We start from the raw sequence: 26190 nt of genomic DNA on the forward strand, positions 1-26190 counted from the left end.
GTTGGCGGTGTTTGAACCGTCTGTCAGCTCAGGTTGAACAGGTGGCACCGCCCAGAACGCAGAATTTGGCACAATGGGCGTGGTTCAGCCGGACTGGGGCCTCGGCTTCGGCAAGGGTCTCCCCCAGTTCGAACTCTTCTGAGTAGGGCAGCAGGGTGCAGGCCAGTACGACAGGGGCCTTTGCCCCCTTGCGTTTGACCACCATGCGGGACGATGAACACATCACGTCATTGGGGGACTTATTCAGGATCCCCCAGCAAGCGGTGGTGATTTCAGGCACCTCAACCGCTTCGTCCATTTCCGGAAACAGCACCGTTGCACCTGGGTTTTGTGCATCGATATCAAAACCATGTGCCTGATAGAGCTTGGCAAAACCGTCACGACTCTCAGCCTCGCTTTCGCCCCAAAGGCTGCGGCCGGCCACAGCCATTTTGATCCCATTGTCGCGTAGCCATTTCATGCCTTGGATGCTCTTGTCAAAACTGCCCGCACCACGTTCGGAATCGTGGTGCTCTGGGGTGAAATGATCCAGCGAGACCCGCAGTGTCATTTTGCCGGGGTAGGAGGCTTCCAGTTCCTGCAGCCCTGCACGCATGGATTTGCGCATCATGGGCAGCATTGCATTGGTCAGGATCAGCACCTCAAAGCCACGCGCCAGCGCGGTTCTGGTCATGGCGATCATGTCGGGGTTCATAAAGGGCTCACCGCCAGTGAAACCGATTTCGCGGATTGGCCAGGCGCGCTCAGATATCTGGTCGAGATAGGGGCGCAGTTCGGCCTCGGTCAGATAAACCAGCGCATCATTGGTGGGAGAGCTGAGAATATAGCAATTCTCACATTCGATATTGCAGAGCGTTCCGGTGTTGAACCACAGGGTTTCGGGGTTGCTGAGCGCAACAGAGGCACGCTCAGATCCATCCGCTGTCACAAGACTGTCTTTGAATTTGCCGATATTGGCGGTTGGAACAGTTAGATCTTTCACGCTTAAGCACTCTCGGACAGTTTCTTTCGCTGGAAGCTAGCTTATAATGGTGGAAAATGAAAAGCCGCCGCAGGGCTTTATGACAGGGAAGTGATGGCCTCGGTTCACCAAGTCGGGCCTTATCGTTGCAGGAAGTTGGAAAACAAGATGGTATCTCGTGTCATTCCGGTCGAGCCTTTTGATCTGGTGGTCTTTGGAGCAACAGGCGATCTGGCCCAGCGCAAGATTCTGCCAGCGCTGTTTCGCAGGTTCTGCGCCGGGCAAATTCCCGCAGGAACCCGGATTATTGGCGCCGCGCGGTCCGGGTTTTCCACCTCGGATTACCGCGAGAAACTGTCGTCAGACCTGAAGCAACCGGTGAGCGAACAGATTTGTGATGCAGATGCGCTGGCCGGGTTTTTGCAATTGGTGACCTATGTCCCCCTGGATGCGACCGGAGAGACGGGCTGGCCTGCACTTTGCGAGCGTATTTCTGGCGCCGGCGCGGATCGGGTGCAGGTGTTTTACTTTTCGGTTGGCCCGACCCTGTTTGGCCCGCTGGCGGAGCGGTTGCACAGCTATGGGCTGACCAATGCGAAGACGCGTATTGTTGTCGAAAAACCCTTTGGTCATGATCTGGCCTCGGCGCGGGATCTGAACCGGACCCTGGCCAGTCATTTTGAAGAGGGGCAGATCTACCGGATTGATCACTATCTCGGCAAGGAAACCGTGCAGAACCTCATGGCGGTGCGCTTTGGCAATATGCTGTTTGAACCGCTTTGGAACAGCCAATATGTGGATCACATTCAGATCACCGTGGCCGAAACTGTTGGGGTCATGGGGCGTGAAGACTATTATGAGCGCTCAGGCGCGATGCGCGACATGATGCAGAACCATCTGATGCAGCTGTTGTGTCTGATCGCGATGGAACCGCCGGCCAAGTTTGATCCTGATGCGGTGCGGGATGAGAAGCTCAAGGTCATTCGCGCACTTGACCCGGTCGAGCCCTATCACATTGTGCGGGGCCAATACGCGCCAGCTTTGGGAGCGGTTGGACGGGATCTAAATTACCGGGAAACCGTTGAGAATCAACGCAGCAGCACCGAAAGCTACATCGCACTCAAGGCCCATATCAGCAACTGGCGTTGGGCTGGGACACCGTTTTACCTGCGCACAGGTAAGCGCCTGAAGGCGCGCTCATCAGTGATCAATGTGATGTTCAAGGATGCGCCACATTCGATCTTTGGCGAGGAAGCCGGGCGTCACGCCAATCATCTGAAAATCCGCCTGCAACCCAATGAGGGTATCACCCTGAGCGTGACCATCAAGGAGCCGGGACCGGGGGGCATGCGCCTGATGGATGTGCCCTTGGATATGAGCTTTGCCGAGGCCCTGGGTCCCAAGGGAATTGATCCAGCAGATGCCTACGAGCGATTGATCATGGATGTGGTGCGCGGCAATCAGACCCTGTTTATGCGCGGCGATGAAGTGGAAGCCGCCTGGGGCTGGACTGATCCCATTATTGCGGGTTGGCAGTCGCGTGGTGATGTCCCAAAACCCTATGAAAGCGGCAGTACCGGCCCGGGGGATGCGGATCTTCTGTTGCGCCGGGATCAACGTGAATGGAGAGGGATAAACCCATGAAGTTTATTGAATACCCTGACAGAGACCTCTTGGCCGTCGATGTCGCCAGTGCCATTGCGGGGGATCTGGAGATGCATCTTCTGCATCACGATACCGCCTCGCTTGCGGTGGCCGGCGGCACCTCGCCAGCACCGATTTTTGATGATCTCTGTGCCTCGGATCTGGACTGGGGGCGGGTGCATGTCATGGCCACGGATGAGCGCTGGGTGGCGATGGAGAGTGAACGCTCCAACGCCCGCCTGATCCGGGAGCGCCTGTTGACCGACCGGGCAGCGGCGGCGCATTTCCTGCCCTTTCACATCCCTGCCAGAGAGCCAGAAGAGGTGCTGGCCGAGGTCGAGACACAGATCGTGCCCAACCTGCCGCTCTCAGTCGTTCTGCTGGGCATGGGTGAGGACATGCACACGGCCTCGCTGTTTCCCGGCGTTGCAGGGCTGGAGCAGGCGCTCTCTGCCAATGCGCCAATCCTGTCAGTCCTACGGCCCGACAGCCAGCCAGAGCCTCGTGTCAGCCTCTCGGCGCCGGTGCTCGACGGGGCCCTGTCCAAACATCTGGTGATCTACGGCGAGGCCAAGAAAAAGGCGCTGGACAAGGCGCTGTCACTGCCCCCGGAACAGGCGCCCATTCAGGCGGTCTTGACCGAGATGACAATTCACTGGGCACCGTAACCCTGGGTTCTGAGCAGATCAGCCCTCCGCTTGGGAGGCGCTGTCCAGAGTGACGAACTGCTGCTTTAGGGCTTGGGGCAGGGGATAGCCGGCAGCACCATCCGGGCTTCGCAGCACCATCACCGCCTCAAGAGTAGCCCGAAGCCCGTCCGACCAAATTTGCTGTTCCATCACATAAGAGGTTTTGCGAAAGGAAAGGCAGCGTGCGGTGGTGATATAGGGTTCATCAAGCACCATTTCCCGCATGTAATGCACATTTGCATTGCGCAAAACAGAGCGCGGTGCCGGCATACCTGCAAAATGTTTGGCGCAAAGCCCGTCAAAATAGGAGACACGCGCCGTCTCAAACCAACCCAGATAGGCCTTGTTGTTGACGTGGCGCAGAATGTCGAGTTCGGAAAATCGAACCCGATCCGCCAGGGCCATTGGCTTGGGCTGATCCAAACCTTGGGCAAGTTGTTCATCAGCGGTGAGCGGGGTGAGAAAACGTAAATCCATCCCTATCGCCTAGCCCCTCTGCGGGGCGAAAGGCAAGAGGCCCAAAGGCTGCAACAAGGCCACCGCTGTCGTGCCGTTGTGTCTCAATCGATTTATGAGGCTGGGAAAGTAAGAACAGGCAGAACTTTTTCCTAAAATTTAAAAGCTGCCAGATTTCGCGATCGGAGAATCCGAGTGAGAAATCCGCTTGGAAAGGATGCAGAAATTCGCAATCTTTTGGTGACCTCGACGGAGGGCTCGATTGGGTATGTCGCGCATCCTGTCACATCTTGAGACTGAAAGGCCAGGAGGCGGTCCACTTCTGTCGGGAGAGTTCAGGACCATGAACCGCGTCCCGATGAAGTAGTGCCGCCGTGAAATCAGCCTTTACAGCTGCTTTCTGAGAGGATCAGAAGTTCACCACCCGGGTTCTCTCGGCTTGAGTTTTCCATATGCGCGATGCCGTTTTCCATCGCATAACGACTAACAGTTTTGAGTTCGTCTAGTTCAAACCCCGCCTCCTTGACCAAAACCTGAGTGGCCTCGTCGAAGGTCATTTTGCAGTCATGCGCCCTCATGATGGTTAGAAACTCATCAAATCTGGGAACCGGTTCAGCCCAGGCTGGTGTCGCACAAGTAAGAGAAAAAATGAGTGTTGAAACTTTTTTCATCGTTATTTCCGATCGTTATACTAAGCAGTGGAGGATTGGTTCCTCGTTGAGATCGCAGTAAGTCGTTTCATCTGTGTTGCCAAGTTGTGTATGATCTCCCGGCTTGGAGGCCGGTTTTCTGCCTGTTGGCAGCTTTGGGCCAATTCTGTTGAAAAAAAATAGAAGTTTTTGCGGCCCTGTATCTCAGGAGAATCTGTTCCCGTCTCTGGTTCATGCTGCGGCTCTGGCTTGCGTTGGCTTTGGGGCCAATCTGGCTGGCTTTTGGAGCTTTGAGCGGTTGCAGCGAGGATAAATTCGTCATGGCGCCACATGCGCTGACCGGCAGGGCATGTTTTTATGCTCGATAGCGGAGGATCACGGCAGTGTCAGTATCGAGCAATTAGGGTGTTGAATAAGCAAAAATGCGGGCCCATCGCCTGCGGTAGTCCACTGAGCTGTTGCATCTAAATGCGCGATGGCCTGGGCCTAACGCTACTGGCGGCACCAAAGGCGGCGTCATCAAGCGTTTCCGGATACTCTAAAACCGCATGTGGCGCTGCACTGGGATCAATGTCTCCGGGGGGGGCAGTCCTCTTTCGGCGTGGACTTCTGACGGTTGGTGTCGGCGGCAAGGATGCTGGCATCGGCCGCGTATCGTTGACCGCTCGCCAAACCGGATTTGATGTTCAGTGGACCTCTTCACAGAGCCGCCGTTCAGAACGGATACCCGTGACATATCCGACCAGCAGCATGCGCATCATCAGTTCAGGATCAGCCCAAGGGTGATCAGTGGAACTGTAGAACTCAGTCAGATGGGCACCAACGCTGGACAGATCGATCACGCCAGCTATCGCCCGCAATACAAGATCACCAGGGACATGAACCTCAATCTGAAAATCATAGAACAGAGCGGTTTGGGCTTCGTGACGTGGCCCCATCCTCGCGATTAAACTCCATTGCTGACAAAAGAATTGAAACAGCAGCCGGTTCCGAAAACAACATGAGGTTTTCAACAGAATGGGTTGGGAGCAAACCTCTCCCTTCTCAATCCACTCAGGTGCAAAATCGTTAAAACTCTGAACTGGCCCATCACGGTCAATTTCCAGTCCTTGGCGTGGGCCACCTCATGGGAAGAGACAGAGATTCAGATTGGCGGGGCCAGACCGACAGTTGGCAATTTCGCAACTGATGAAAGGGATATCTCCACACTAGTTTGAAGAGGTCAATCTGAATAAAGGACGTCACTATGTCCTAACTACTTCGTCTAGGTCTGCTGTCAGTGGTAGCTTTCTCCCTTTGCATGCCCTTGGCCCATACCTTTGGAGGGATGCAGCTCTGTTGCACAAATTCCGTGATGGTTTTATATTGTGAAACCAGTGCGGTAGCTGGGATGCATGAGTAGACCGCCCCCCCAACCTGCAAGATCAAGCACTTGCTAGCCTATACCGAAGCGCTCAAACGTCGTGGTGCGTTGAGGACATGGTTTGACCCAGAAATGACCGGGTAGACTGTACCGACCGGCAAGCGCGGCAGGCAATCCACTTACAGCGATACTGTTTTCCAAGCATACCTGACGATGAAGGGGCTGTTCGGCATGGCGCTCTGGCGAACTCTCGGGTCTGGCTGGCGACTGATTGACTGACATTCGGCGGGAATTTACGACACTGGTGGCGCTAGTCGAGCAGAGGTTGAAGCAAGATCCGTTCACGGGGCATCTATTTGCCTTTTGCGGTCGGCGCGGTGATCTGATCAAGATCATCTGGTGAGATGGTCACGGCGCGCAGCCGTGCATTTAGCAGCCGGTCCAACCCGTTCTTGTGCCGCGACCCGCCCTCAACATGGCGCAAAAGGTAGTCCTTACAGGGGGCGGCGAAACTACGCTGGATCGTGATCATAAATCGGCGCTTGATAGCGCTTCGAAAGTGAAGGGCATTGAGCGTCCAGCCTGTCGGATTGAGAAAACCATGATGCCTATGGCGCTTGTTCAACTCTATCAGATCCTCGCCCGTGTCATCCAGGGCAACCTAGGTCGCAAAGGGGAGATGTTACCAGGCGGCGTCTGTTAGGTCGCGCTGTACATCGGGCAGGCTGGATTGCAGATCTATTTGCATGGGCACCTCTCGACAGTTAAACAAAGATCAGCTCTAGAGCGCGAGCAGGGTAACAATGAAGGCGACAACAGTGAAAACTGTACCCGCGCGCCGCTCCCATAGCAGCGGTTCTTTTCGTCCACTTGGATGCCGCTCCCGATCGTCTCTCATCCCGCTCATTGCCCACTAAATCTGAGCGCTGAAAGGCTCCAAAATCACTACGACAAAAGCCCGACGGTTGCGGGATTTGTTGCGGGATTGGTGGGGTGTTCAAATCACGGTGGTTTTAAGTCATTGAACCCGAACACATACTAATTCTTGTGATGTGTTCTAAGGGTTCGATCTTGGAGCGGGTAACGAGAATCGAACTCGTAACTAAAGCTTGGGAAGCTGCCGTGATACCTTTTCACCATACCCGCCGCTGCGGCTTTGATATCCAAAGGATTAAGAGAGGTCAATACATGCTGGCAGGGAATTTTAACTAGGAAACTTTCGTGTTAGTTACATGTAATCAGAAGGTTACACTGCCTTGGAGAGGCAGGAACAACCTGTCTCTCCAAGGTTCGGTTCCATAATTAGCCGCGACGACGGCGGCGGCGACCACCGGTGGCGCCATCCCCTCCGCCGGTGTTGAAATTGACCTGAGGTAGCGTCACGATTGAGGCCAGAACCGGGAAAGGATCACTGGCATTGGGGATCGCCGAAGCATTGACAAAATGCTCCTGGAAACGCGGCTCTACTGCGGTTTCGATCTTCTCGATACGACGAACGGTTTCTTCGATCTCGCTGCGGGCCTTGGTGTTGAGTAGAGCGATGCGCGCCCCGGTTCCTGCGGCATTGCCTGCGCTGGTGACCTTTTTGATCGGGCAGTCCGGGATCATCCCCAGAACCATGGCGTGTTTGGCCGAGATATGCGCGCCAAAGGCGCCGGCCAGAACCACGCGATCCACTGTGTCGACGCCAAACTTGTCCATCAACAGGCGTGCGCCAGAGTAAAGCGCTGCCTTGGCCATCTGAATCGCGCGGATATCCGGATTGGTGATGGTGATCTTGGGGCCTCCCTCGGTACTGCCATCCCAGACGAGGTAAGCATTGGTGCGCCCGTCCTGGATGCAACGTGGCGTGCCAGTCTGTTCCGCTGAGCCAATGAGGCCAGAGGCATCCAGCACCCCGGCCATGCGCATCTCAGCAATGGCCTCGATGATGCCCGAGCCACAGATGCCGGTGATGCCAGTGGTGGCGATTGCCGCGTCAAAGCCTTCCTCATCCGACCAGATCTCGGAACCGATAACCCGGAACCGCGGCTCCTTGGTTTCTGGGTTGATCTCAAGCCGTTCAATGGCACCGGGGGCTGCGCGCTGACCGCTGGAGATCTGCGCGCCCTCAAAGGCGGGGCCAGTGGGGGAGGAACAGGCAAGCACCTTGTTCTTGTCGCCCAGTAGGATTTCCGCATTGGTGCCGACGTCAACCACCAGGACCAGATCTTCGGATTTGTCCGGTGCCTCAGACAGGGCAACGGCTGCCGCATCGGCGCCGACATGGCCGGCGATACAGGGCAGCAGGTAGACGCGGGCGGCCGGGTGGATGTTGAGATCCAACTCAGCTGCGCGCAGTGCCAGCGAATCCGAGGTGGCAAGGGCAAAGGGGGCCTGGCCCAGCTCAAAGGGATCGATCCCAAGGAATAGGTGATGCATCACCGGGTTGCAGACAAATACCGCATCCACGATCAGATCTTTGTCGATTTCGGCCTCGGAGGCGATCTGGGTGAAAAGGGCATTCATCCCCTCGCGGACCGCACGGGTCATCTCTTGGTCGCCGCCCTCATTCATCATCGAATAAGAAACCCGGCTCATCAGATCTTCGCCAAAGCGGATCTGCGGGTTCATGATGCCAGAGGAGGCGACAACCTCGCCGCTTTTTAGATCACACAGATGCGCGGCGATGGTGGTGGAGCCCAGGTCAACCGCCAGCCCATAGACGGTGCCCTCATAGTAGCCAGGCCAGATATGCATGATCTTGGGCGGATGGCTCTCGTCGCCCAGATGCACGGCCACGGTGACTTTCCACTGGCCTTTGCGCAGGGCGGGCTGCAGGCTCTGTAGGATATGCAGGTCGGTTTTGACATCCTTGAGCTGCCATTGGGTATCAAGCGCCTCAATCAGCCGTTCCATATCGCCCGAGGGCTTGTGCATATCGGGTTCTTCAACCTCGACATAGAACAGACGGGTTGAGGGGTTCATGGTGATGTCACGCGCTTCGGCGCGTTTGCGCACCACTTGGCGGTGCACCTGGCTTTCAGGCGGGACATCGATCACCACATCGCCCTGAACCTGCGCCTGACAGCCCAAACGGCGCCCATCAATCAGCCCGCGCTTGTCCTTGTAACGCTGCTCCACCTTGTTCCACTCGGTCAAGGCGTCATCGGCAACCGTGACGCCGTGCTTGGAGAACTCGCCATAAGAGGGGGTGATCTGGCATTTTGAACAGATGCCACGGCCGCCACAGACCGAGTCGAGATCTACTCCCAATTGGCGTGCGGCCGTCAAAACGGGGGTGCCCAGCGGGAAATGACCGCGTTTGCCCGATGGCGTAAAGATGACGAGAGGATCGCTGCTCATGAAGGCACCCCTTGGATTCATGTATTGTCCCCGGACCATAGGGGCTTGTCCGGGCAATCAAAAGTCGCAGAACGCCACAATCTGGTCCAGCGGCGTCATTTTGTGCCCGCCTCTGGGTCTCCTGAAACCTGCGACAGGCCCGTTTTTAGTCCAAAGCAGGCGAAACCGCGTCCAGCCAGTCAAGAATGGCCTGACGGTTGCCATCCAGGCGCGGCGCAGGCGCGCGGGTCTTGGGATCCGTCAGGCCTGACATCTTGATCGGGTTGCCTGCCGCCACATAGGCAGGGGCACCGTCGTCATCCAGCACATCAACCACCATGTTGCGCGCCAGGATCTGCGGATCTTTCAACACCTGTGCCACATCCTGGATTGGGCCGGTTGGGATGCCGGCCTCGGTGAGGCGGGAAATCCAGTATTCCGCAGGCCGGTCAATGGTAACGGCTTCGATCAAGCGCTTCAAAAGGCGGGCATTTTCGCATCTGGCCGGGTTGGTCGCAAAACGCTTGTCCTGCGCCAGAGGCAATTCCAGGGTGGTGCAGAGCCTGGCAAACAGAGTGTCATTTCCGGCCGCGATTACAAATAGGCCATCCTCGGCGTGAAAGGTTTCAAACGGGGTGATCGAGGGGTGACGCGCCCCAGAGGGGCGCGGGGCCTCGCCGGTGATTGAGGTAATAGCAATGGCATGTTCCAGCAGCGCCAGCTGACTGTCGAGCATGGCAATATCGACCTTTTGTCCGATACCGGTCTTTTGCACTTCGAGCAGGGCCGCAAGCACACCCTGCGCCAGGAACATGCCGGCAGCAATATCCCCGATTGAGGCGCCAACCCGCACCGGGTCGCGATTGCGCTCACCAGTGATCGACATCACGCCACCGCGGGCCTGAACCACCATGTCATAGGCGGGCCGCTGTGAGTCCGGGCCACTATGGCCAAAACCGGAAACAGCGCCATAGATCAGCCTTGGGAAACGTTCATGCAGGTCCTCCCAGCCAAAGCCCAAACGCTCCATCACACCGGGGCGATAGTTTTCAAGGATCACATCAGCTTTGGTGAGAAGCCTATTAAAAACAACTCGGTCCTCAGGGTTTTTAAGGTTCAGGGCGATGCTTTCCTTGCCGTGGTTGATGGTGGCAAAATAGGCGCTGTCTGCACCTTTGAAGGGCGGGAAAGAACGGGTGTCATCGCCGCTGCCGGGGCGCTCCACCTTGATCACCCGTGCGCCTAGGTCGGCCAGGGTCATCGAGGCATAGGGGCCGGCCAGAACATGGGTGAGGTCAACAATGGTAATGCCCGCCAGAGGACCGGCGGCGAGGGGGTGTGGCGCAGACATTGGGCGCTCCTGTGGTTCTGTTCGCGTTTGAAATAGCCATAGCGATTTTCGATGAAACGGCTTTGACGCAGATCAGCAAAACTTTTTTGTCTGACAAAGATTGCCTGAAAGAGACACGAAGGAGGGCGCTACTCCAGGCAGTTGGAATATCCGCTATCGATACATTGTGACGCGCGCAACTCGATCAAAGGCAGGATTTCCGGAGAAACGCTGTCAGACAGAGTTGTGGTCAGAACCCCAGCGAGAGGTGCGCCATTTTGTTTGGCGATCGAATCCCACATCAAAGCTAAGGCCCAGTTCGCCTGGGAGGGCGATTCCATGAAGTAGAAGTCTGTCAGCGCTTTCTGAGCCGGAGGGTATCCTTGATGGGCCGCCATTTTCAAATAGGCGAGCCCCTCGGCGACGTCTTTGCGGTGCCCAACGCCATGCCAGAGCAGGGAGCCCAGTTCTAGCTGCGCCTCTGGGTCGCCGCCATCGGCGCGGGCTTGAAGCTGGCTATTCAGGCCAGGAATATCCTCAGCATTGAAGGTGATCGGCTGGTAGTCCTTCCCAAGGTACCCCATGGTAAAGTCGTCACCGAAGTATACTTTTGTCAATTCATCACTGACGCCAAAAATATAGGTGTAGAGAAAGTCGCTAACCTGTTTGCCCTCTGACGTAAAAACCGCATTTTTGCCATCCGAGTTTTCGACTTTGTACAGATTGGACGCAGGGATGAATCTAATCGCTTCCCATTTGGCCGGTATGATCCATTCGCCTGTGAGAGTGATAAGGCCGACACCATTCGCCGTGTGCACAGCCAAATTGTCGTTTTCGTCGATGAAACCAAGCCCTGGGTATTGAGGTGGCAAAATCCAACTACCGTCATGAGACAGAACACCGTACTTGCCGTCTTTGATGGCTAAGCTTCGGCTTTTGGGTCCTAAAAAACTTATGATGGCGTCCAGCTCTGGGTTGAGAACCCACTGCCCGTCTATGTCGATGATGCCCCATTGGCCAGCATATTGAACAGCGGCAGTTCCAGCAGGGTTAAATCCCATGGCGCTTTCAAACTTCGGCTCGATGACCCAAATTTTGTGTTCCGCCATAAATCCCCAGAGGCCATCCTGTTTCACGGCAAAGGGGAACCCAGCAGATCCCAAGGCAACCTCTTCATATTGAGGCGGCAAAAGCAGGTTACCCTGTCCGTCCAAGACACCGGTTCCGGCTTCGCCAAAGACCCGAGCCATCATACTTTGACGTGAGGAGAATTTCCCAATTTCGTTGAGGCTATCCAGAGGAGTGAACTCCCCGGAACGGGTGACAAAACCGATGCGGTTGTCAAGCTTTGCCATTGCTACCTGCCTGTCCTCAAAGGGGTCCAGACTGGTGAATTTTGCTTCGATGGTAATCTCTCCGGCGGAGTTAATCATGCCGTATTTGCGGTTGAGCTGGACAACGGCAAGACCATTCGACTGGAATTCCGCGATGCTTTCAAACTTTGGTGGCACGACAAATTCACCCGAAGTGTCGATGACACCCCATTTCCCATCCATCTCTACCGGAGCAACACCGTATGTTGAAAAGGGTTCTGCATTTTCAAACTGCGGCTCCAACACCCAGCCACCTGTGCGGCTAATGTATCCGGTCAAGTCGCTTTGCTTGTCCGCCAGAGGGAACAGGGTGATTTCACCGGCCATTGCAACGTTGGAACAAAGGACGCAAGCGGCAAGGGAGGAAAGGTATTTATAAAAGGTCATACAATCTCTCGCTGAAAGTTTTCAACCTATAGTCATGTGCTTTGCGGCCGCGCAAGTTTTATGCGTCAAGATCCGCTCGGCAATGAGTTCTGGCTGCGAGGTAACGAGCAAGGATTGTGCGGGCCTGGGGAAAATCCGCTGCCAGCTCTTTTCACTCCCTGACTTCTGTGCAATAGGGTCACCGTCAAACGGGGTTTTGCATAGGGGTAGTAAATGCAGATTCGTGAGGCACTCACCTTTGATGATGTTCTACTGGTTCCAGGCGCGTCTGACGTCCTGCCCAGCACAGCGGACACACGCACGCGTGTGACGCGCAGCATCGATCTGAATATTCCGCTGATGAGTTCGGCGATGGACACTGTGACCGAGGCGCGTATGGCTATTGCCATGGCGCAGGCCGGCGGCATGGGCGTTATTCACAAAAACCTGGATGCAGATGAACAGGCCAAGCAGGTGCGCCGGGTCAAACGCTTTGAAAGCGGCATTGTCTACAACCCGATCACGCTGCTCGCAAGCCAGACCCTGGCCGATGCCAAGGCACTGCAGGAACGCTACCGGGTGACAGGTTTCCCGGTGGTGGATGAAGCGGGCCGTGTCGTTGGTATCGTGACCAATCGCGACATGCGTTTTGCCAGCGATGATGACACCCCTGTTTCCGTGATGATGACCTCCGACAATCTGGCGATGCTGCAAGAGCCCGCAGATCTGGACGAAGCCAAATCGATGATGCGGGCCCGCCGGATTGAAAAATTGCTGGTCACCGATGGTGAGGGCAAGCTGACGGGGCTGTTGACCCTGAAAGATACCGAACAGGCCGTGTTGAACCCAACCGCCTGCAAGGATGAGCTGGGCCGCCTACGGGTTGCTGCCGCCAGCTCGGTTGGCGATAGCGGCTTTGCCCGTTCTGAACAGCTGATTGATGCCGGTGTTGATATCGTGGTGGTCGATACCGCCCACGGTCACTCGGCCGGTGTTCTTGAGGCGGTGAAGCGGATCAAGGCGCAATACCCGAATGTGCAGGTCATTGCAGGCAATGTCGCCACCGGGGCTGCGACCTCGGCGTTGATCGATTCCGGTGCGGATGCCATCAAGGTTGGCATCGGGCCAGGCTCGATCTGTACCACGCGCATGGTGGCTGGTGTGGGTGTTCCACAGCTGACAGCGATCATGGACTGTGCCGCGGCTGCGGGCGATATCCCAGTGATTGCTGATGGTGGTATCAAGTTCTCCGGTGACTTTGCCAAGGCGATTGCGGCGGGTGCCTCCTGTGCCATGGTTGGATCGATGATCGCCGGCACAGATGAAAGCCCCGGCGAAGTCATCCTCTATCAGGGCCGTTCGTTCAAATCCTACCGGGGTATGGGCTCGCTTGGGGCCATGGCGCGGGGCTCTGCCGATCGCTATTTCCAGAAAGATGCCGCCAGTGACAAACTGGTGCCCGAAGGTATCGAAGGTCAGGTGCCGTACAAAGGTACTGCCAATGCGGTGATCCACCAGCTGGTCGGCGGGCTGCGTGCCGCCATGGGCTATACCGGCAGCGCCACTGTCGAGGCGATGCGTAAGGAGTGCTCCTTTGTGCGCATCACCGGTGCAGGCCTCAAAGAAAGCCATGTGCATGATGTGCAGATCACCCGTGAAAGCCCGAACTACCGTATCGGCTAATGAGATTGGAAAGATGACGATGACCCTTTGTAGCTTTGGAGCCTGGGTATGACCCCGGCTGCCCGCCAGCAGGCGGCCATCGAAATTCTTGATCTGATCCTGGATGGGGAGGCGTCGGAGAAGGCGCTGACCTCTTGGGGGCGGCGTAATCGCTATGCCGGCTCCAAGGATCGCGCTGCTGTGCGGGATCATGTCTTTACCGCCCTGCGCTGCCGCCGCTCCTTTGCGGTGCTGGGCGGGTCGCAAACTGGCCGCGGTCTGGTATTGGGCTCTTTGCGGGCCGAAGGTGTTGATCCAGAGACCGTGTTTAGTGGTCAAGGCTACGGGCCTTCGCCGCTGACAGAGGCAGAGGCTGTAACGCCAGCCGATTTCGCCTCTGATGCAGAGCGTCTGGATATCCCCGATTGGGTCTGGCCCTCCTTCAGCGACAGCCTCGGCGTGGCAGCGGAGGCTGCTGCGGTGGCACTGCAGTCGCGGGCGCCGGTGCATCTGCGGGTGAACCTGCTGCGCAGCAATCGCGCTGATGCAATTGAGGCCCTGGCGGAAGAGGGCATTCTCTGCACCCCTCATCCGGCCAGTGAGACTGCTTTGGAGGTAACCCAGGGTGGGCGCAAGATCCGCAATAGTGATTGCTTTGCCGATGGTCTGGTAGAATTGCAAGATGCCGCCAGTCAGGCGGTAGTTGACCGTTTGCCATTGCAGGATGGTATGCGGGTGCTGGATTTCTGCGCTGGTGGCGGCGGCAAAAGCCTGGCCATGGCGGGGCAGGCCAAAGTGGATCTTTTTGCCCATGATGCCAATGCCAGCCGGATGAATGACCTACCGTTGCGGGCGCAGAGGGCAGGGGCCGATATAACCTGCCTGTCCGAGGATGAGCTGGAGCGCGCAGAGGCTTTTGATCTGGTGCTCTGTGATGTGCCCTGTTCCGGTTCGGGGTCCTGGCGGCGGGCGCCAGAGGGTAAATGGCGCCTTACCCGTGCGATGCTGGATGAAATCCGTCTGTCACAGCGTCAAATCCTGGAAGATGCGGCGCAGCTGGTGCGCGAAGGAGGCCATTTGGCCTATGCTACCTGTTCCATGTTGGACGAGGAAAACACCGCACAAATTCAAGGCTTTCTTGACAGTCATGCGGGCTGGAAGCTCGGTGAGCAGGCCGTCTGGCAGGTTCAGGACGGAACTGATGGATTTTTTGTCACTGTGTTGACGCATATCGGCTAGGCTTGTTAGTTAAATCGGCAGGAAAGCTACATCTCCCTTAACGTGGCTTTAAGACTTTAGCCGCGTTATGGCAGCTACCAATCCTGAAGATGGAGCCGAAATGTCCGGTCGCCAAGATTCCTCCGTGCCTGCGCTACGGATCTACCACCCTGAACATCTCCGACTGGGGGCAACCCTGCTCTTGTCGGTTGGGTTGATGGTGGTGCCTGGTTTTTTTGCCATTCCCGATTGGATTATGCGCGGGCTGTTGGCAGTGGGGCTGACACTGCTCGCGGTTGCGCTTTTGATGTTGTTTCAAGCGCGGTTGCGGATCAATGCACGGGCGATGGCGGTGGAATTGCTCACCGGGTTTATTGAGAAGGATGCAACCCCCAGCTTTGTGACCGATGACGATGGCACCATCCATGCCTGCAACCAGGCGGCGCAGACCCGGTTTCAGGACACTGATCGCGAAACCCTGGCGGGCACATTGCGCTCTGTTCTTGCCAACCCATCTGCGGTTTTGTTCCGGTTGCAAAGCCGGGCCCGGTTCGAGGGATCCGCGCGCGAAGATATCGTGACCCGTCGGGGCCATGTGCGCCTGGCGGTGCATCAGATGCATGGCGGCAGTTTCCTGTGGCGGGTTGAAGATATCGCTGAACGCCATGCCGGGCGCGGAGCTGAAGCGGTGCCAATCCCGATGATCACTGTTGGTCGTACCGGCGCGGTTTTGTTCATGAACGAGGCAGCGCGCAAATTGGTTGGCGAGCGGGTTAAATCGACTGACCGTCTGTTTGTGACCCTGCCGGTCAGCAGCGGTGAGGTGAATACGATCACCACCAAGACCGGCCCGCTCGACGTTTTGGTGACCGAGCTGAACCGCACCCAGGGCCGCAGTGAGCTGTACCTGATGGAGGTGAGCAGCGCCGAGCTGCAAAGCCAGCAGACCAGCTTTGAGCATATGCCCGTTCCCTTTATCAAACTTGCCCCTTCGGGTGATATTCTGTCGCTCAATAAGATGGCGATGGGCATGTTGGGGGTGGAGACCCGCGACAATCTGAAACTGGCCCAGTTGATGGAAGGCCTGGGACGTCCAATGTCAGATTGGTTGCGCGATACCGCGGATGGTCTGGCCTCGAACAAATCTGAATTCCTGCGGTTGTCGCGGCCCGACAAAGAGGTCTTTGTTCAGGTGACGCTGACGCGCGCGGTAGAAGATGGCAAGACCATCCTGATTGCAGTGCTGAATGACGCAACCGAGCTGAAAACCCTGGAGGCGCAGTTTGTCCAGAGCCAGAAGATGCAGGCGATTGGTCAGCTGGCGGGCGGTGTGGCTCATGATTTCAACAATCTGTTGACTGCAATTTCAGGCCATTGCGATCTTCTGTTGCTGCGGCATGATCAGGGTGATCAGGACTATGGAGATCTGATCCAGATCCATGAAAACGCCAATCGTGCGGCCTCACTTGTCAGTCAGCTACTGGCGTTTTCGCGCAAACAGACATTGCTGCCCGAGGTTCTGGATGTCCGCGATACCCTGTCGGATCTGACTCATCTGTTGAACCGTCTGGTGGGGGAAAAGGTCACTCTGACGCTTAGCCATGATCCGGTGATGCGTTCGATCCGCGCCGACAAACGCCAGCTGGAACAGGTGTTGATGAATCTGGTGGTGAACGCCCGCGATGCCATGCCCAATGGCGGTGAAATCCGCGTGCGCACCGAAGCTGTGACCCTGGACAAACCTCTGAAACGCGACCGTGCCGCAGTGCCCGAGGGCAACTGGATCACGGTTAAGGTCAGCGACGAAGGCGTGGGTATTCCGCCGGACAAATTGCAAAAGGTCTTTGAGCCCTTCTACACCACCAAACGCACCGGCGAAGGCACTGGCCTGGGTCTGTCAACGGCTTACGGGATCGTCAAACAGACCGGTGGCTTTATCTTTGTCGACTCGGTGGCTGACAAGGGCACGCAGTTCACCCTGTTCTTCCCTGTCTATCAGGAAGGCGATGAGGATCAGGTTGAAGTTGCCGCGGTAGAAGCCCCCAAGGCTGCTCCGGCTCCGCAGCACGGTGAAGGTGTGGTGCTTTTGGTGGAAGATGAGGCACCTGTCCGGGCCTTTGCCTCGCGTGCATTGCGTATGCGTGGCTATACGGTGCTTGAGGCGGAATCCGCAGAGGATGCCTTGCGGACGCTCGAAGACCCTGGCCTGACAGTCGATGTCTTTGTCACTGATGTTGTGATGCCAGGAATGGATGGCCCCACCTGGGTCCGTCAGGCCCTTCAGACCCGCCCTGATACGCGGGTTGTTTTTGTCTCAGGCTATGCCGAGGGAGCCTTTGGCGAAGCCGAGCCAGATGTGCCCAATTCGGTCTTCCTGCCCAAGCCTTTCTCGCTCAACCAGTTGACGGAAACGGTTCACGCTCAGCTGCACTAGGCCCTGGGGAGGGATTTGCTCCTCCTCGGCCCGTGAGCTTTACTGAATGCTGTTATAGAGATCGAACTCCTCGGGCTTTTTACGCCGGTACAGCGCTTCGACCTCAGGGCTGAGTGTCAGATCCATCACCGGGCTGACATTGTGTTTTTGCAACGTGATCTTCACATCCAGCCGCTGTTCCAGGAAAGATTGAATGGCTGGCTGATCTTCATATCGGAATAGATGGGTGACATGGCAGCCATTTTTCTGCGCCTCAAGGAATTTGGCCTGGCTGCCCACATTGGCATAGCCCGGCTGCTGTCCCTTGCAGTAATTGCGGACAAATTGGTCAAAACTGATGCCATGGGTAGCGTTTGGCTTGCCCTGCATAAAGGGGCGTTGGCGAAAGCGATACCAGCTGCCCAGCCAGCTTATCGGTTCACGCATGACAGCCGCCACTTCCAGTTCAACACCACAGACTCGCTCAAACATTGGGCGAATCCAACGATTGTAACGATAGAGTGGCGCATGCTTCAAATCTGGAGGGTTGGTGATCGCGAGGTCAGCCCGCATTTTCAGGGCTTCCTGATAGGCAGATGTTCCGGTTTTTGGAACCGAGAGCAGCACCAGTTTTTCAGCATAAAATACCAACATAAACCGCATCAAACCCTTTTAAATAAGATGGATAGAGGTCGTTTGCCCCTATCTACCATTTGCCTGCCTGTCTGAATAGATGAAGTTTGTGTTTGCTTTGTTCTCTTTTTGCCCCCATAAGGAACAAAAGGCAAACAAAGCAGTGATTGCCGCAAGCGCAGCTCTATGACACATAGAAGGGGACAAGGGACTATGGCGGATCTTTTGACCATGAAAAACAAAGTAAGCGGTGACAAGCAAAAGGCGCTCGATAGCGCGCTTGCACAGATCGAACGGCAGTTCGGCAAGGGCTCCATTATGAAGCTCGGCGACGGGGCTATTCAGGAAATCGAGGCGAGCTCTACAGGTTCCCTCGGCCTGGATATTGCCCTTGGGATAGGTGGCCTGCCGATGGGGCGGATCATCGAGATCTACGGCCCGGAAAGCTCGGGTAAGACCACGCTGACGCTGCATTGTGCAGCGGAGCAGCAGAAAAAAGGCGGCGTTGTAGCCTTTGTTGATGCGGAACACGCGCTGGACCCGCAATATGCGGCCAAGCTGGGCGTTGATCTGGATGAACTGCTGATCTCTCAGCCTGACACAGGCGAACAGGCGCTGGAAATCACCGATACATTGGTGCGCTCCGGGGCTGTCAATATGGTCATCGTTGACTCGGTGGCAGCTTTGACTCCCAAATCGGAACTCGAAGGTGATATGGGCGATTCCAGCGTTGGTGTGCAGGCTCGTCTGATGAGCCAGGCCATGCGCAAACTCACCGGTTCGATCAGCCGATCCAACTGCATGGTGATCTTTATCAACCAGATCCGGATGAAGATTGGCGTTATGTTTGGCTCGCCTGAGACCACAACCGGTGGTAACGCCTTGAAGTTCTACTCCTCTGTGCGCTTGGACATTCGCCGTATTGGTGCTGTCAAAGACCGCGACGAAATTGTCGGGAATGCCACCCGCGTCAAAGTGGTGAAGAACAAAGTAGCGCCACCTTTCAAACAGGTTGAGTTCGACATCATGTATGGCGAAGGCATCTCCAAGATGGGCGAACTGCTGGATCTGGGAGTTGCCGCTGGCGTGGTCAACAAATCCGGCTCCTGGTTCTCATACGGGGATGAGCGGATTGGGCAGGGGCGTGAAAACGCCAAACAGTTCCTGCGCGACCATCAGGCCATTGCCTATGATATCGAGGATAAGATTCGCGCGGCACATGGGCTGGAATTCGACCGCCCGGATGCGGGCGACGAGGACGACATTCTCGAGGGGTAAGCCTCCGGGAAATTTGATCAAAATGATCTATCAGGGGGACGCAGCATCTGCTGCGTCCTTTTTACGTTCATTGGCAGGGCGCGGGCTGTGGACAGGGGCTTGATGGGGGGATAAACCTCTCTGCAACCTTGAACATTGCCCGCAAAGGGATCCCTATCCATGGCGACGCTGAACGACATCCGCTCCACCTTTCTGAACTACTTTGCCAAACAGGGGCACGAGATCGTCGACTCCAGCCCGCTGGTGCCGCGCAATGATCCCACCCTGATGTTTGTCAACTCAGGCATGGTCCAGTTCAAGAACCTGTTCACCGGGGTTGAGACCCGCGATTATCAGCGTGCCACCACGGCGCAGAAATGTGTGCGCGCCGGAGGTAAACACAATGACCTCGACAATGTGGGCTATACGGCGCGCCACCATACCTTCTTTGAAATGCTGGGGAACTTTTCCTTTGGCAACTACTTCAAGGAAGAGGCGATCACCTTTGCCTGGGAGTTGATCACCAAAGAGTTTGGCATCGACAAGAACCGCCTGCTGACCACGGTCTATCACACCGATGATGAGGCCTTTGCGATCTGGAAGAAACTGGGCGTGCCAGAGGATCGCATCATCCGTATCGCAACGGCAGATAACTTCTGGCAGATGGGCCCAACCGGCCCCTGCGGTCCCTGCACCGAGATCTTCTATGATCACGGCGACCATATCTGGGGTGGCCCTCCCGGCTCGCCTGATGAGGATGGTGACCGTTTCATCGAGATCTGGAACGTCGTCTTTATGCAGAACGAAAAGTTCGAAGATGGCTCGATGACGCCTCTGGACATGCAGTCGATCGACACCGGCATGGGGCTGGAGCGGATCGGCGCGCTTCTGCAGGGCAGCCATGACAACTATGACACCGATCTGTTCAAATCCCTGATCGAAGCCTCGGCGGATGTCACCAGTTCCGACCCCTACGGGGATCAGAATGTGCATCACCGGGTGATTGCAGACCACCTGCGCTCGACCTCTTTCCTGATGGCCGATGGGGTGATGCCGTCGAATGTGGGCCGTGGCTTTGTGCTGCGCCGCATCATGCGCCGCGCCATGCGTCATGCGCATCTGCTGGGGGCCAAGGATCCGGTGATGCACCGTTTGGTGCCTGCGCTGGTGCAGCAGATGGGCGCCGCCTATCCTGAATTGGGTCAGGCCCAGTCGATGATTGAAGAGACCCTGCAGCAGGAAGAGACCCGCTTCAAGCAGACCCTGGAACGCGGTCTCAAGCTGCTGGATGATGAAGTTGCAGATCTGGACGAAGGAGCCGCGCTTCCCGGTGAAACCGCCTTCAAACTCTATGACACCTATGGCTTCCCGCTGGATCTGACCCAGGACGCCCTGCGCGAAAAGGGTCGTGAGGTCGACACTGAGGGCTTTGACAGTGCCATGGCAGAGCAAAAAGCCAAGGCCCGGGCCGCCTGGTCTGGCTCTGGCGACAGTGCCGACAGCACCATCTGGTTTGATATTGCCGACAAACATGGGGCCACCGATTTCCTGGGCTATGATACCGAAGTGGCCGAAGGTCAGGTTGTTGCTCTGGTCAAAGACGGCGCTGAGGTCAGCGAGGCCGGGCAGGGCGACAAGGTGCAATTGGTTCTGAATCAGACGCCATATTATGCTGAATCCGGTGGTCAGGTTGGCGACAGCGGCGAGATCCGGGTCGATGGCGGGCTTATCCGTGTCTCCGACACCAAAAAATCTGCCGGTGTCTTTATCCATATGGGTGAAGTGGTTGAGGGGCTGGTCACGACGGGTGCCCCGGCGCAGCTGGTGGTTGATCCGGCACGCCGCTCGGCCATTCGCGCCAACCACTCTGCCACCCATTTGCTGCATGAGGCCCTGCGCGAAGCGCTTGGCGATCATGTGGCCCAGCGGGGCTCTTTGAATGCGGATGATCGCCTGCGGTTTGATTTTAGCCACACCAAGGCGCTGAGCGATGCTGAGCTGAGCAAAGTCTCTGCGGATGTGAATGCCTTTATCCGTCAGAACACGCCGGTGGAAACCCGCATCATGACGCCAGATGATGCCCGCGCCCTGGGTGCGCAGGCGCTGTTTGGTGAAAAATACGGCGATGAGGTTCGGGTGGTCTCGATGGGGCGGGCTGATACCGGCAAGGGCAACGATGGGGAGACCTATTCGATCGAGCTTTGTGGCGGCACACATGTGCGCCAGACCGGCGACATCGGCACCTTTGTGATCCTTGGGGATAGTGCCTCCTCTGCCGGGGTCCGTCGGATCGAAGCCTTGACCGGAGCTGCGGCCTTTGACCATCTGGAACGCACTGCGGGTCAAATGGCCGAGATCGCGGGAACGCTCAAGGCGCAGCCGGGCGAAGTGATGGATCGTCTAAGATCCATGATGGAGGAGCGCAAGGCGCTGCAAAACGAGATCTCCAACCTGAAACAACAGCTTGCCATGGGCGGTGGTGCCGGTGGTGGTGCCGAGGCCAAGGAGGTTGGGGGCAAGATGTTCCTGGCTCAGGCTTTGGAAGGGGTTTCGGGTAAGGACCTGCGCGGTTTGATTGATGCGCATAAGCAAAGCATTGGCTCTGGTGTGATCCTGTTGATTGCTGAGGATGGTGGCAAGGTGGCTGTTGCCGCTGGCGTCACCGATGATCTGACCGGTGATGTTTCCGCCGTCGATGTCCTGCGCGCAGCCGTACCTGCGGTTGGCGGCAAGGGCGGCGGTGGTCGACCAGACATGGCGCAGGGCGGCGGTAAGGATTTTTCTGGTGCTGAAGAGGCAATCGCCGCAGCTGAGGCCTTTTTGGCGGGCTAACTACCCATTGTGGGCCCAGAGCCCGCAAACCAAATACCCAAAGACGCCCGCAGTCCTTTGACTCGCGGGTGTTTTTCTTTGAGTGGACCATTTGGTCAAAAAACTGATCGACGTGGGGGAGCAATTGCCTATGCTGTGCCAAAGCCCAGGCAGATTACCGGAGGATCCCAGATGCCCGCACTTTGGATTGCACATGTCACCGTCACCGACGAAGAAGCCTATGGCAAATATGCCAAGCTGGCCGGCCCGGCCGTAGCCAAGGCCGGCGGCGAGTTCATCGCCCGTGGCGGCCGCTTTGTTCAACTGGAAGGCAAGGAACGCCCCCGTAATGTGGTAGCCAAATTTCCCAGCGTAGATGCGGCGGTTGAGTGCTATCACAGCGCCGAATACCAGGAAGCGTTGAGCCATGCACGCGGTGCCTCCGAACGCGAACTGATGGTTGTTGAGACCAGCGAGTAACTCAAATCATTAGGAATTGAATTGCAGAGGGCTCCTGGTTGGGGCCCTTTTCTTGTTTTGGTTTTGTCTTTTTGCCAAAATCCCTACCCCGAAAATGAAAAAGGACGCCCTAAGGCGCCCCTCCAATTCTATTTTGTATTAGCGGTTTAGCCGTTTTCACGCGCCATCCGCTTGCGCTCATGCGGGTCAAGGTAGCGCTTACGCAGACGGATCGAGTTTGGCGTGACTTCCACTAGCTCGTCGTCGTTGATGTAGGCGATGGCCTCTTCCAGCGACAGGGTGATTGGCGTGGTCAGGCGGACTGCTTCGTCGGTGCCGGAGGCGCGAACGTTGGTCAGCTTTTTGCCTTTCAGTGGGTTCACTTCCAGGTCGTTCTCACGGGAGTGTTCTCCGATGATCATTCCCTGATAGATATCAACCTGCGAGCCAATGAACATCTTTCCGCGATCTTCCAGGTTCCACAGCGCATAGGCGACGGACTGACCGCTTTCCATCGACAGCAGAACACCAGCGCGGCGACCAGGGATGGAACCTTTGTGCGGTGCCCAGCCGTGGAAAACCCGGTTCAACACGCCAGTACCACGGGTGTCTGTCAGGAATTCACCGTGATAACCGATCAGACCACGCGACGGCACATGGGCGATAATGCGGGTCTTACCTGCGCCAGCTGGGCGCATCTCGACCAACTCACCCTTACGGGCGCCAGTGATCTTTTCGATCACAGCACCGGAGTATTCGTCATCAACGTCGATGGTGGCTTCCTCAATGGGCTCCATGCGCACGCCATCGACTTCTTTCATCAGAACCTGCGGGCGCGAGATCGACAGCTCAAAGCCTTCACGGCGCATGTTCTCGATCAGAACACCCATTTGAAGTTCGCCGCGGCCGGCAACTTCAAAGGCGTCTCCACCGGGGGTGTCGGTGATCTTGATCGCGACGTTGCCTTCAGCTTCTTTCATCAGGCGGTCACGAATGACCCGCGACTGAACCTTTTTGCCGTCGCGGCCAGCCAGCGGGCTGTCGTTGATGCCAAAGGTCACGGTGATGGTGGGCGGATCGATCGGCTGGGCGTCCAGGGCTTCATCCACCGCCAGGGCGCAGATGGTATCAGCCACGGTGGCTTTGGTCATACCGGCAAGCGAGACGATATCGCCAGCCTGGGCCTCGTCGATGTCCTGCTGCGCCAGACCACGGAAGGCCTGAATTTTGGTGACGCGGAACTGTTCGATCTTTTGGCCAATGCGAGACAGAGCCTGCACAGTGGCGCCAACCTTCAGAGTGCCGCTTTCAACGCGACCGGTCAGCAAGCGGCCCACAAAGGGGTCAGAGCCCAGGGTGGTGGCCAGCATGCGGAAATCTTCGTTTTGGCGTTTGATCTGCTTTGGCTCGGGAACGTGGTTGACGATCAGATTGTAGAGCGCGTGCAGATCTTTACGGGGACCATCCAGCTCGGCATCGGCCCAGCCGTTACGGCCCGACGCATACATATGTGGGAAGTCGAGCTGATCTTCGCTGGCATCCAGGGAGGCAAAAAGATCAAAACATTCGTCCAGCGCGCGATCGGGCTCGGCATCGGGTTTGTCGACCTTGTTCAAAACCACGATAGGGCGCAGGCCCAGGGCCAGGGCTTTGGAGGTCACAAATTTGGTCTGCGGCATCGGGCCTTCGGCGGCATCTACCAGCAGCACAACACCGTCTACCATCGACAGGATACGCTCAACCTCACCACCAAAATCGGCGTGACCGGGGGTGTCAACGATGTTGATACGGGTGCCATTCCACTCCACCGAAGTGGGTTTTGCAAAAATGGTAATGCCCCGCTCGCGTTCCAGGTCGTTGCTGTCCATGGCACGTTCTGCCACAGCCTGGTTTTCGCGGAAGGCGCCGGATTGTTTCAGAAGCTCATCAACCAGGGTGGTTTTACCGTGGTCCACGTGAGCAATGATCGCAATGTTGCGCATGTCCATGACGTCAGCCTTTGTAAGGAAGTTGCGCCGCCCATAGCCCGATCCCACGCCAAAGGCCAGAAGAAATACGCCCATTCCGCCCTGTAAGGTGAAACCTGCAACAATACTGCGTATTTAGTGCTGAATTATTCCAGTTTCACGCGAAGGATGGGTTTGGCTGGCTCATGCTTGCCCTCCTGGAGACGGCTGGTCAGTGGCCGGAAGAGGAAGAAAACAGGTGAATGACCAACACACCGGCGATGATCAGGCCGATGCCAATGATCGCAGGCAGGTCCAGGCGCTGGCCAAACATCACCAAGCCAATGAAGGCGATGAGAACAATCCCCAGGCCGGCCCAGATGGCATAGACCAGCCCAACCGGCATGTATTTTAGCGTTAGTCCCAACATGAAAAAGGAAAACCCATAGGCCACAACAACCAACAGCGAGGGACCAAGGCGGGTGAATTGTTGGCTGGCCTGCAATGCGGTGGTGCCAATGGTTTCGGCGATGATCGCGGCAATGAGATAGAGGTAATGAATGGGCATGCCCGGATCCTTTTCAGCTCTGGACTTTGGGTGTTCACTCTTCGCCATATCTGAAGGTTTTGATCTGGGACAGTCCGGAAACGGCAGCAGGTGGCGTTTTTTCAATTCCCCGCATTGGAGCTGGATAGGTTGATCGCCTTGCACCATTGAACAGGTACCTGTGCAGTCGGGGTAATCGACGATCACCGGGTGGCTCTGTATCAACAGGTCAAATTACTGTCCTCAAACCAATAGGAAACCAGATCAATGTGCCGCTGGGCCGCTTACCTTGGATCGCCAATCTTTCTCGAAGACATCATTTCCCGCCCCGGGCATTCCCTGATTGCGCAAAGCCAAGAGGCGGCGGAATGCAAGACAAGCACCAATGGCGATGGGTTTGGTGTTGCCTGGTACGATCACAGGGCAGAGCCGGGATTGTACCGGGATGTCTACCCAGCCTGGTCAGACACCAACCTGCGCGCGCTGGCCCACCAAGTGCAGTCAAAGCTGTTTCTGTCCCATGTGCGGGCCTCGACAGGGTCGGCTATCAGCCGCAACAACTGCCATCCCTTTGCGGCAGGGCGCTGGTCCTTCATGCATAACGGTCAGGTCGGCGGCTTTGAGCAGTTCCGCCGCTATGCTGATATGTGTGTGCCGGATGAGCTGTATCATCACCGCAAAGGCGCCACCGACAGTGAGATCCTGTTCCTGCTGGCGTTGAAGGAGGGACTTGATCAGGATCCATTGCAGGCCCTGGAGCGAGCAGTTGCAAAAATGGAGAGCCTGTCGCGCAGTCGCGGCACCACGCCCCACATGCGCTTGTCGGTTGCTCTGTCAGACAGCGAGAGGCTCTATGCGGCGCGATACTCCTCGGATCATATCGCGCCCTCACTCTATTATCGTTGGAGCAACAGCCGGCAAGGGTGGGCCGTGGTGTCGGAACCACTGGAGCAAGAGCAAGATGGCTGGCATCAACTGCCTGCAGGTGGATTTTTGACGCTGTCGGCCGGTGGACCTGTAGATGGGGCCAAAGTTACGGACTTTGATCCAAACCGACATGATGTCGATCTGAACTGCCCAGGGTAACC

Annotated in this window: 20 protein-coding genes, 1 tRNA gene and 1 pseudogene; 10 read left to right on the top strand and 12 right to left on the bottom strand. The window is 56.8% G+C overall.

Annotated elements, in window-relative coordinates; all coding sequences use genetic code 11:
• Positions 1 to 28: 28 nt before the first annotated feature.
• Positions 29 to 982 (bottom strand): radical SAM protein, encoded by a 954-nt coding sequence (locus ED661_RS09305; protein ID WP_122073643.1) that lies wholly within the window; start codon positions 980 to 982, stop codon positions 29 to 31.
• A gap of 147 nt (positions 983 to 1129) precedes the next feature.
• Between ED661_RS09305 and zwf the strand changes: the two genes are divergently transcribed.
• Both zwf and pgl read left to right on the top strand, forming a co-directional pair.
• A complete protein-coding gene (gene zwf / locus ED661_RS09310) occupies positions 1130 to 2605 on the top strand; it encodes a glucose-6-phosphate dehydrogenase (protein ID WP_122073644.1) in 1476 nt (491 codons plus the stop codon).
• A complete protein-coding gene (pgl, locus tag ED661_RS09315) occupies positions 2602 to 3273 on the top strand; it encodes a 6-phosphogluconolactonase (protein ID WP_122073645.1) in 672 nt (223 codons plus the stop codon). The genes zwf and pgl overlap by 4 nt, the downstream gene beginning before the upstream one ends.
• Positions 3274 to 3291: 18 nt before the next feature.
• Here pgl and ED661_RS09320 read toward each other — a convergent pair whose 3' ends face one another.
• The 3 genes from ED661_RS09320 to ED661_RS09335 form a co-directional block, all read right to left on the bottom strand.
• Positions 3292 to 3771 carry a thioesterase family protein gene (locus ED661_RS09320; RefSeq protein WP_122073646.1) on the bottom strand — a complete coding sequence of 160 codons (480 nt, stop codon included), beginning with the start codon at positions 3769 to 3771 and terminating at the stop codon, positions 3292 to 3294.
• 359 nt (positions 3772 to 4130) lie between these two features.
• Entirely contained in the window at positions 4131 to 4421 is a 291-nt protein-coding gene (locus tag ED661_RS09325; protein WP_122073647.1) for a hypothetical protein, read from the bottom strand.
• Positions 4422 to 5086: 665 nt separating this feature from the next.
• Positions 5087 to 5338 carry a transposase gene (locus ED661_RS09335; RefSeq protein WP_122073649.1) on the bottom strand — a complete coding sequence of 84 codons (252 nt, stop codon included), beginning with the start codon at positions 5336 to 5338 and terminating at the stop codon, positions 5087 to 5089.
• A 485-nt stretch (positions 5339 to 5823) separates the two neighbouring features.
• On the opposite strand from ED661_RS09335, the pseudogene ED661_RS22200 reads away from it, so the two are divergent.
• Positions 5824 to 6018, top strand: a pseudogene (locus tag ED661_RS22200) (transposase); the annotation flags it as partial.
• Positions 6019 to 6115: 97 nt separating this feature from the next.
• On the opposite strand, the gene ED661_RS21915 reads toward ED661_RS22200, so the two are convergent.
• The 5 genes from ED661_RS21915 to ED661_RS09370 form a co-directional block, all read right to left on the bottom strand.
• Positions 6116 to 6295 carry a hypothetical protein gene (locus ED661_RS21915; protein ID WP_162930080.1) on the bottom strand — a complete coding sequence of 60 codons (180 nt, stop codon included), beginning with the start codon at positions 6293 to 6295 and terminating at the stop codon, positions 6116 to 6118.
• Between the two features lie 540 nt (positions 6296 to 6835).
• Positions 6836 to 6909 (bottom strand) — tRNA-Gly (locus tag ED661_RS09355).
• A gap of 156 nt (positions 6910 to 7065) precedes the next feature.
• Positions 7066 to 9108, bottom strand: a complete 2043-nt coding sequence (locus ED661_RS09360) for an ASKHA domain-containing protein (protein WP_122073652.1) — start codon at positions 9106 to 9108, stop codon at positions 7066 to 7068.
• A 145-nt stretch (positions 9109 to 9253) separates the two neighbouring features.
• A complete protein-coding gene (locus ED661_RS09365) occupies positions 9254 to 10438 on the bottom strand; it encodes a CaiB/BaiF CoA-transferase family protein (protein ID WP_122073653.1) in 1185 nt (394 codons plus the stop codon).
• A 128-nt stretch (positions 10439 to 10566) separates the two neighbouring features.
• Entirely contained in the window at positions 10567 to 12177 is a 1611-nt protein-coding gene (locus ED661_RS09370) for an SEL1-like repeat protein (RefSeq protein ID WP_122073654.1), read from the bottom strand.
• Between the two features lie 213 nt (positions 12178 to 12390).
• On the opposite strand from ED661_RS09370, the gene guaB reads away from it, so the two are divergent.
• The 3 genes from guaB to ED661_RS09385 all read left to right on the top strand — a co-directional run bounded on the left by guaB (position 12391) and on the right by ED661_RS09385 (position 17470).
• Positions 12391 to 13839, top strand: coding sequence for an IMP dehydrogenase (gene guaB, locus ED661_RS09375; protein ID WP_122073655.1), 1449 nt, complete (start codon positions 12391 to 12393; stop codon positions 13837 to 13839).
• A gap of 48 nt (positions 13840 to 13887) precedes the next feature.
• Positions 13888 to 15057: an RsmB/NOP family class I SAM-dependent RNA methyltransferase gene (locus ED661_RS09380; RefSeq protein ID WP_122073656.1), complete on the top strand. Its 1170-nt coding sequence runs from the start codon at positions 13888 to 13890 to the stop codon at positions 15055 to 15057.
• A gap of 100 nt (positions 15058 to 15157) precedes the next feature.
• The gene (locus tag ED661_RS09385) at positions 15158 to 17470 is read left to right on the top strand and encodes an ATP-binding protein (RefSeq protein ID WP_122073657.1); all 2313 of its coding nucleotides are present in this window, start codon (positions 15158 to 15160) and stop codon (positions 17468 to 17470) included.
• A 39-nt stretch (positions 17471 to 17509) separates the two neighbouring features.
• On the opposite strand, the gene ED661_RS09390 is transcribed toward ED661_RS09385, so the two are convergent.
• The gene (locus ED661_RS09390; RefSeq protein WP_122074086.1) at positions 17510 to 18103 is read right to left on the bottom strand and encodes a gamma-glutamyl kinase; all 594 of its coding nucleotides are present in this window, start codon (positions 18101 to 18103) and stop codon (positions 17510 to 17512) included.
• 192 nt (positions 18104 to 18295) lie between these two features.
• On the opposite strand from ED661_RS09390, the gene recA reads away from it, so the two are divergent.
• From recA to ED661_RS09405, 3 genes are all read left to right on the top strand, one after another.
• On the top strand, positions 18296 to 19360 hold the full coding sequence (gene recA, locus ED661_RS09395) for a recombinase RecA (RefSeq protein ID WP_122073658.1): 1065 nt from the start codon (positions 18296 to 18298) through the stop codon (positions 19358 to 19360).
• Positions 19361 to 19519: 159 nt separating this feature from the next.
• Positions 19520 to 22171 carry an alanine--tRNA ligase gene (gene alaS / locus ED661_RS09400; RefSeq protein WP_122073659.1) on the top strand — a complete coding sequence of 884 codons (2652 nt, stop codon included), beginning with the start codon at positions 19520 to 19522 and terminating at the stop codon, positions 22169 to 22171.
• A 171-nt stretch (positions 22172 to 22342) separates the two neighbouring features.
• Positions 22343 to 22630 carry a DUF1330 domain-containing protein gene (locus tag ED661_RS09405; protein ID WP_122073660.1) on the top strand — a complete coding sequence of 96 codons (288 nt, stop codon included), beginning with the start codon at positions 22343 to 22345 and terminating at the stop codon, positions 22628 to 22630.
• A 146-nt stretch (positions 22631 to 22776) separates the two neighbouring features.
• Here ED661_RS09405 and typA read toward each other — a convergent pair whose 3' ends face one another.
• Positions 22777 to 24597 carry a translational GTPase TypA gene (typA, locus tag ED661_RS09410; RefSeq protein ID WP_122074087.1) on the bottom strand — a complete coding sequence of 607 codons (1821 nt, stop codon included), beginning with the start codon at positions 24595 to 24597 and terminating at the stop codon, positions 22777 to 22779.
• 190 nt (positions 24598 to 24787) lie between these two features.
• Positions 24788 to 25123 (bottom strand): multidrug efflux SMR transporter, encoded by a 336-nt coding sequence (locus ED661_RS09415; RefSeq protein WP_122073661.1) that lies wholly within the window; start codon positions 25121 to 25123, stop codon positions 24788 to 24790.
• A gap of 246 nt (positions 25124 to 25369) precedes the next feature.
• Here ED661_RS09415 and ED661_RS09420 point away from each other — a divergent pair, with 246 nt between their 5' ends.
• Positions 25370 to 26188, top strand: coding sequence for a class II glutamine amidotransferase (locus ED661_RS09420; RefSeq protein WP_122073662.1), 819 nt, complete (start codon positions 25370 to 25372; stop codon positions 26186 to 26188).
• Positions 26189 to 26190: the final 2 nt, after the last annotated feature.

Source organism: Pseudophaeobacter sp. EL27, assembly GCF_900313025.1.
Taxonomy (GTDB): Bacteria; Pseudomonadota; Alphaproteobacteria; order Rhodobacterales; family Rhodobacteraceae; genus Pseudophaeobacter.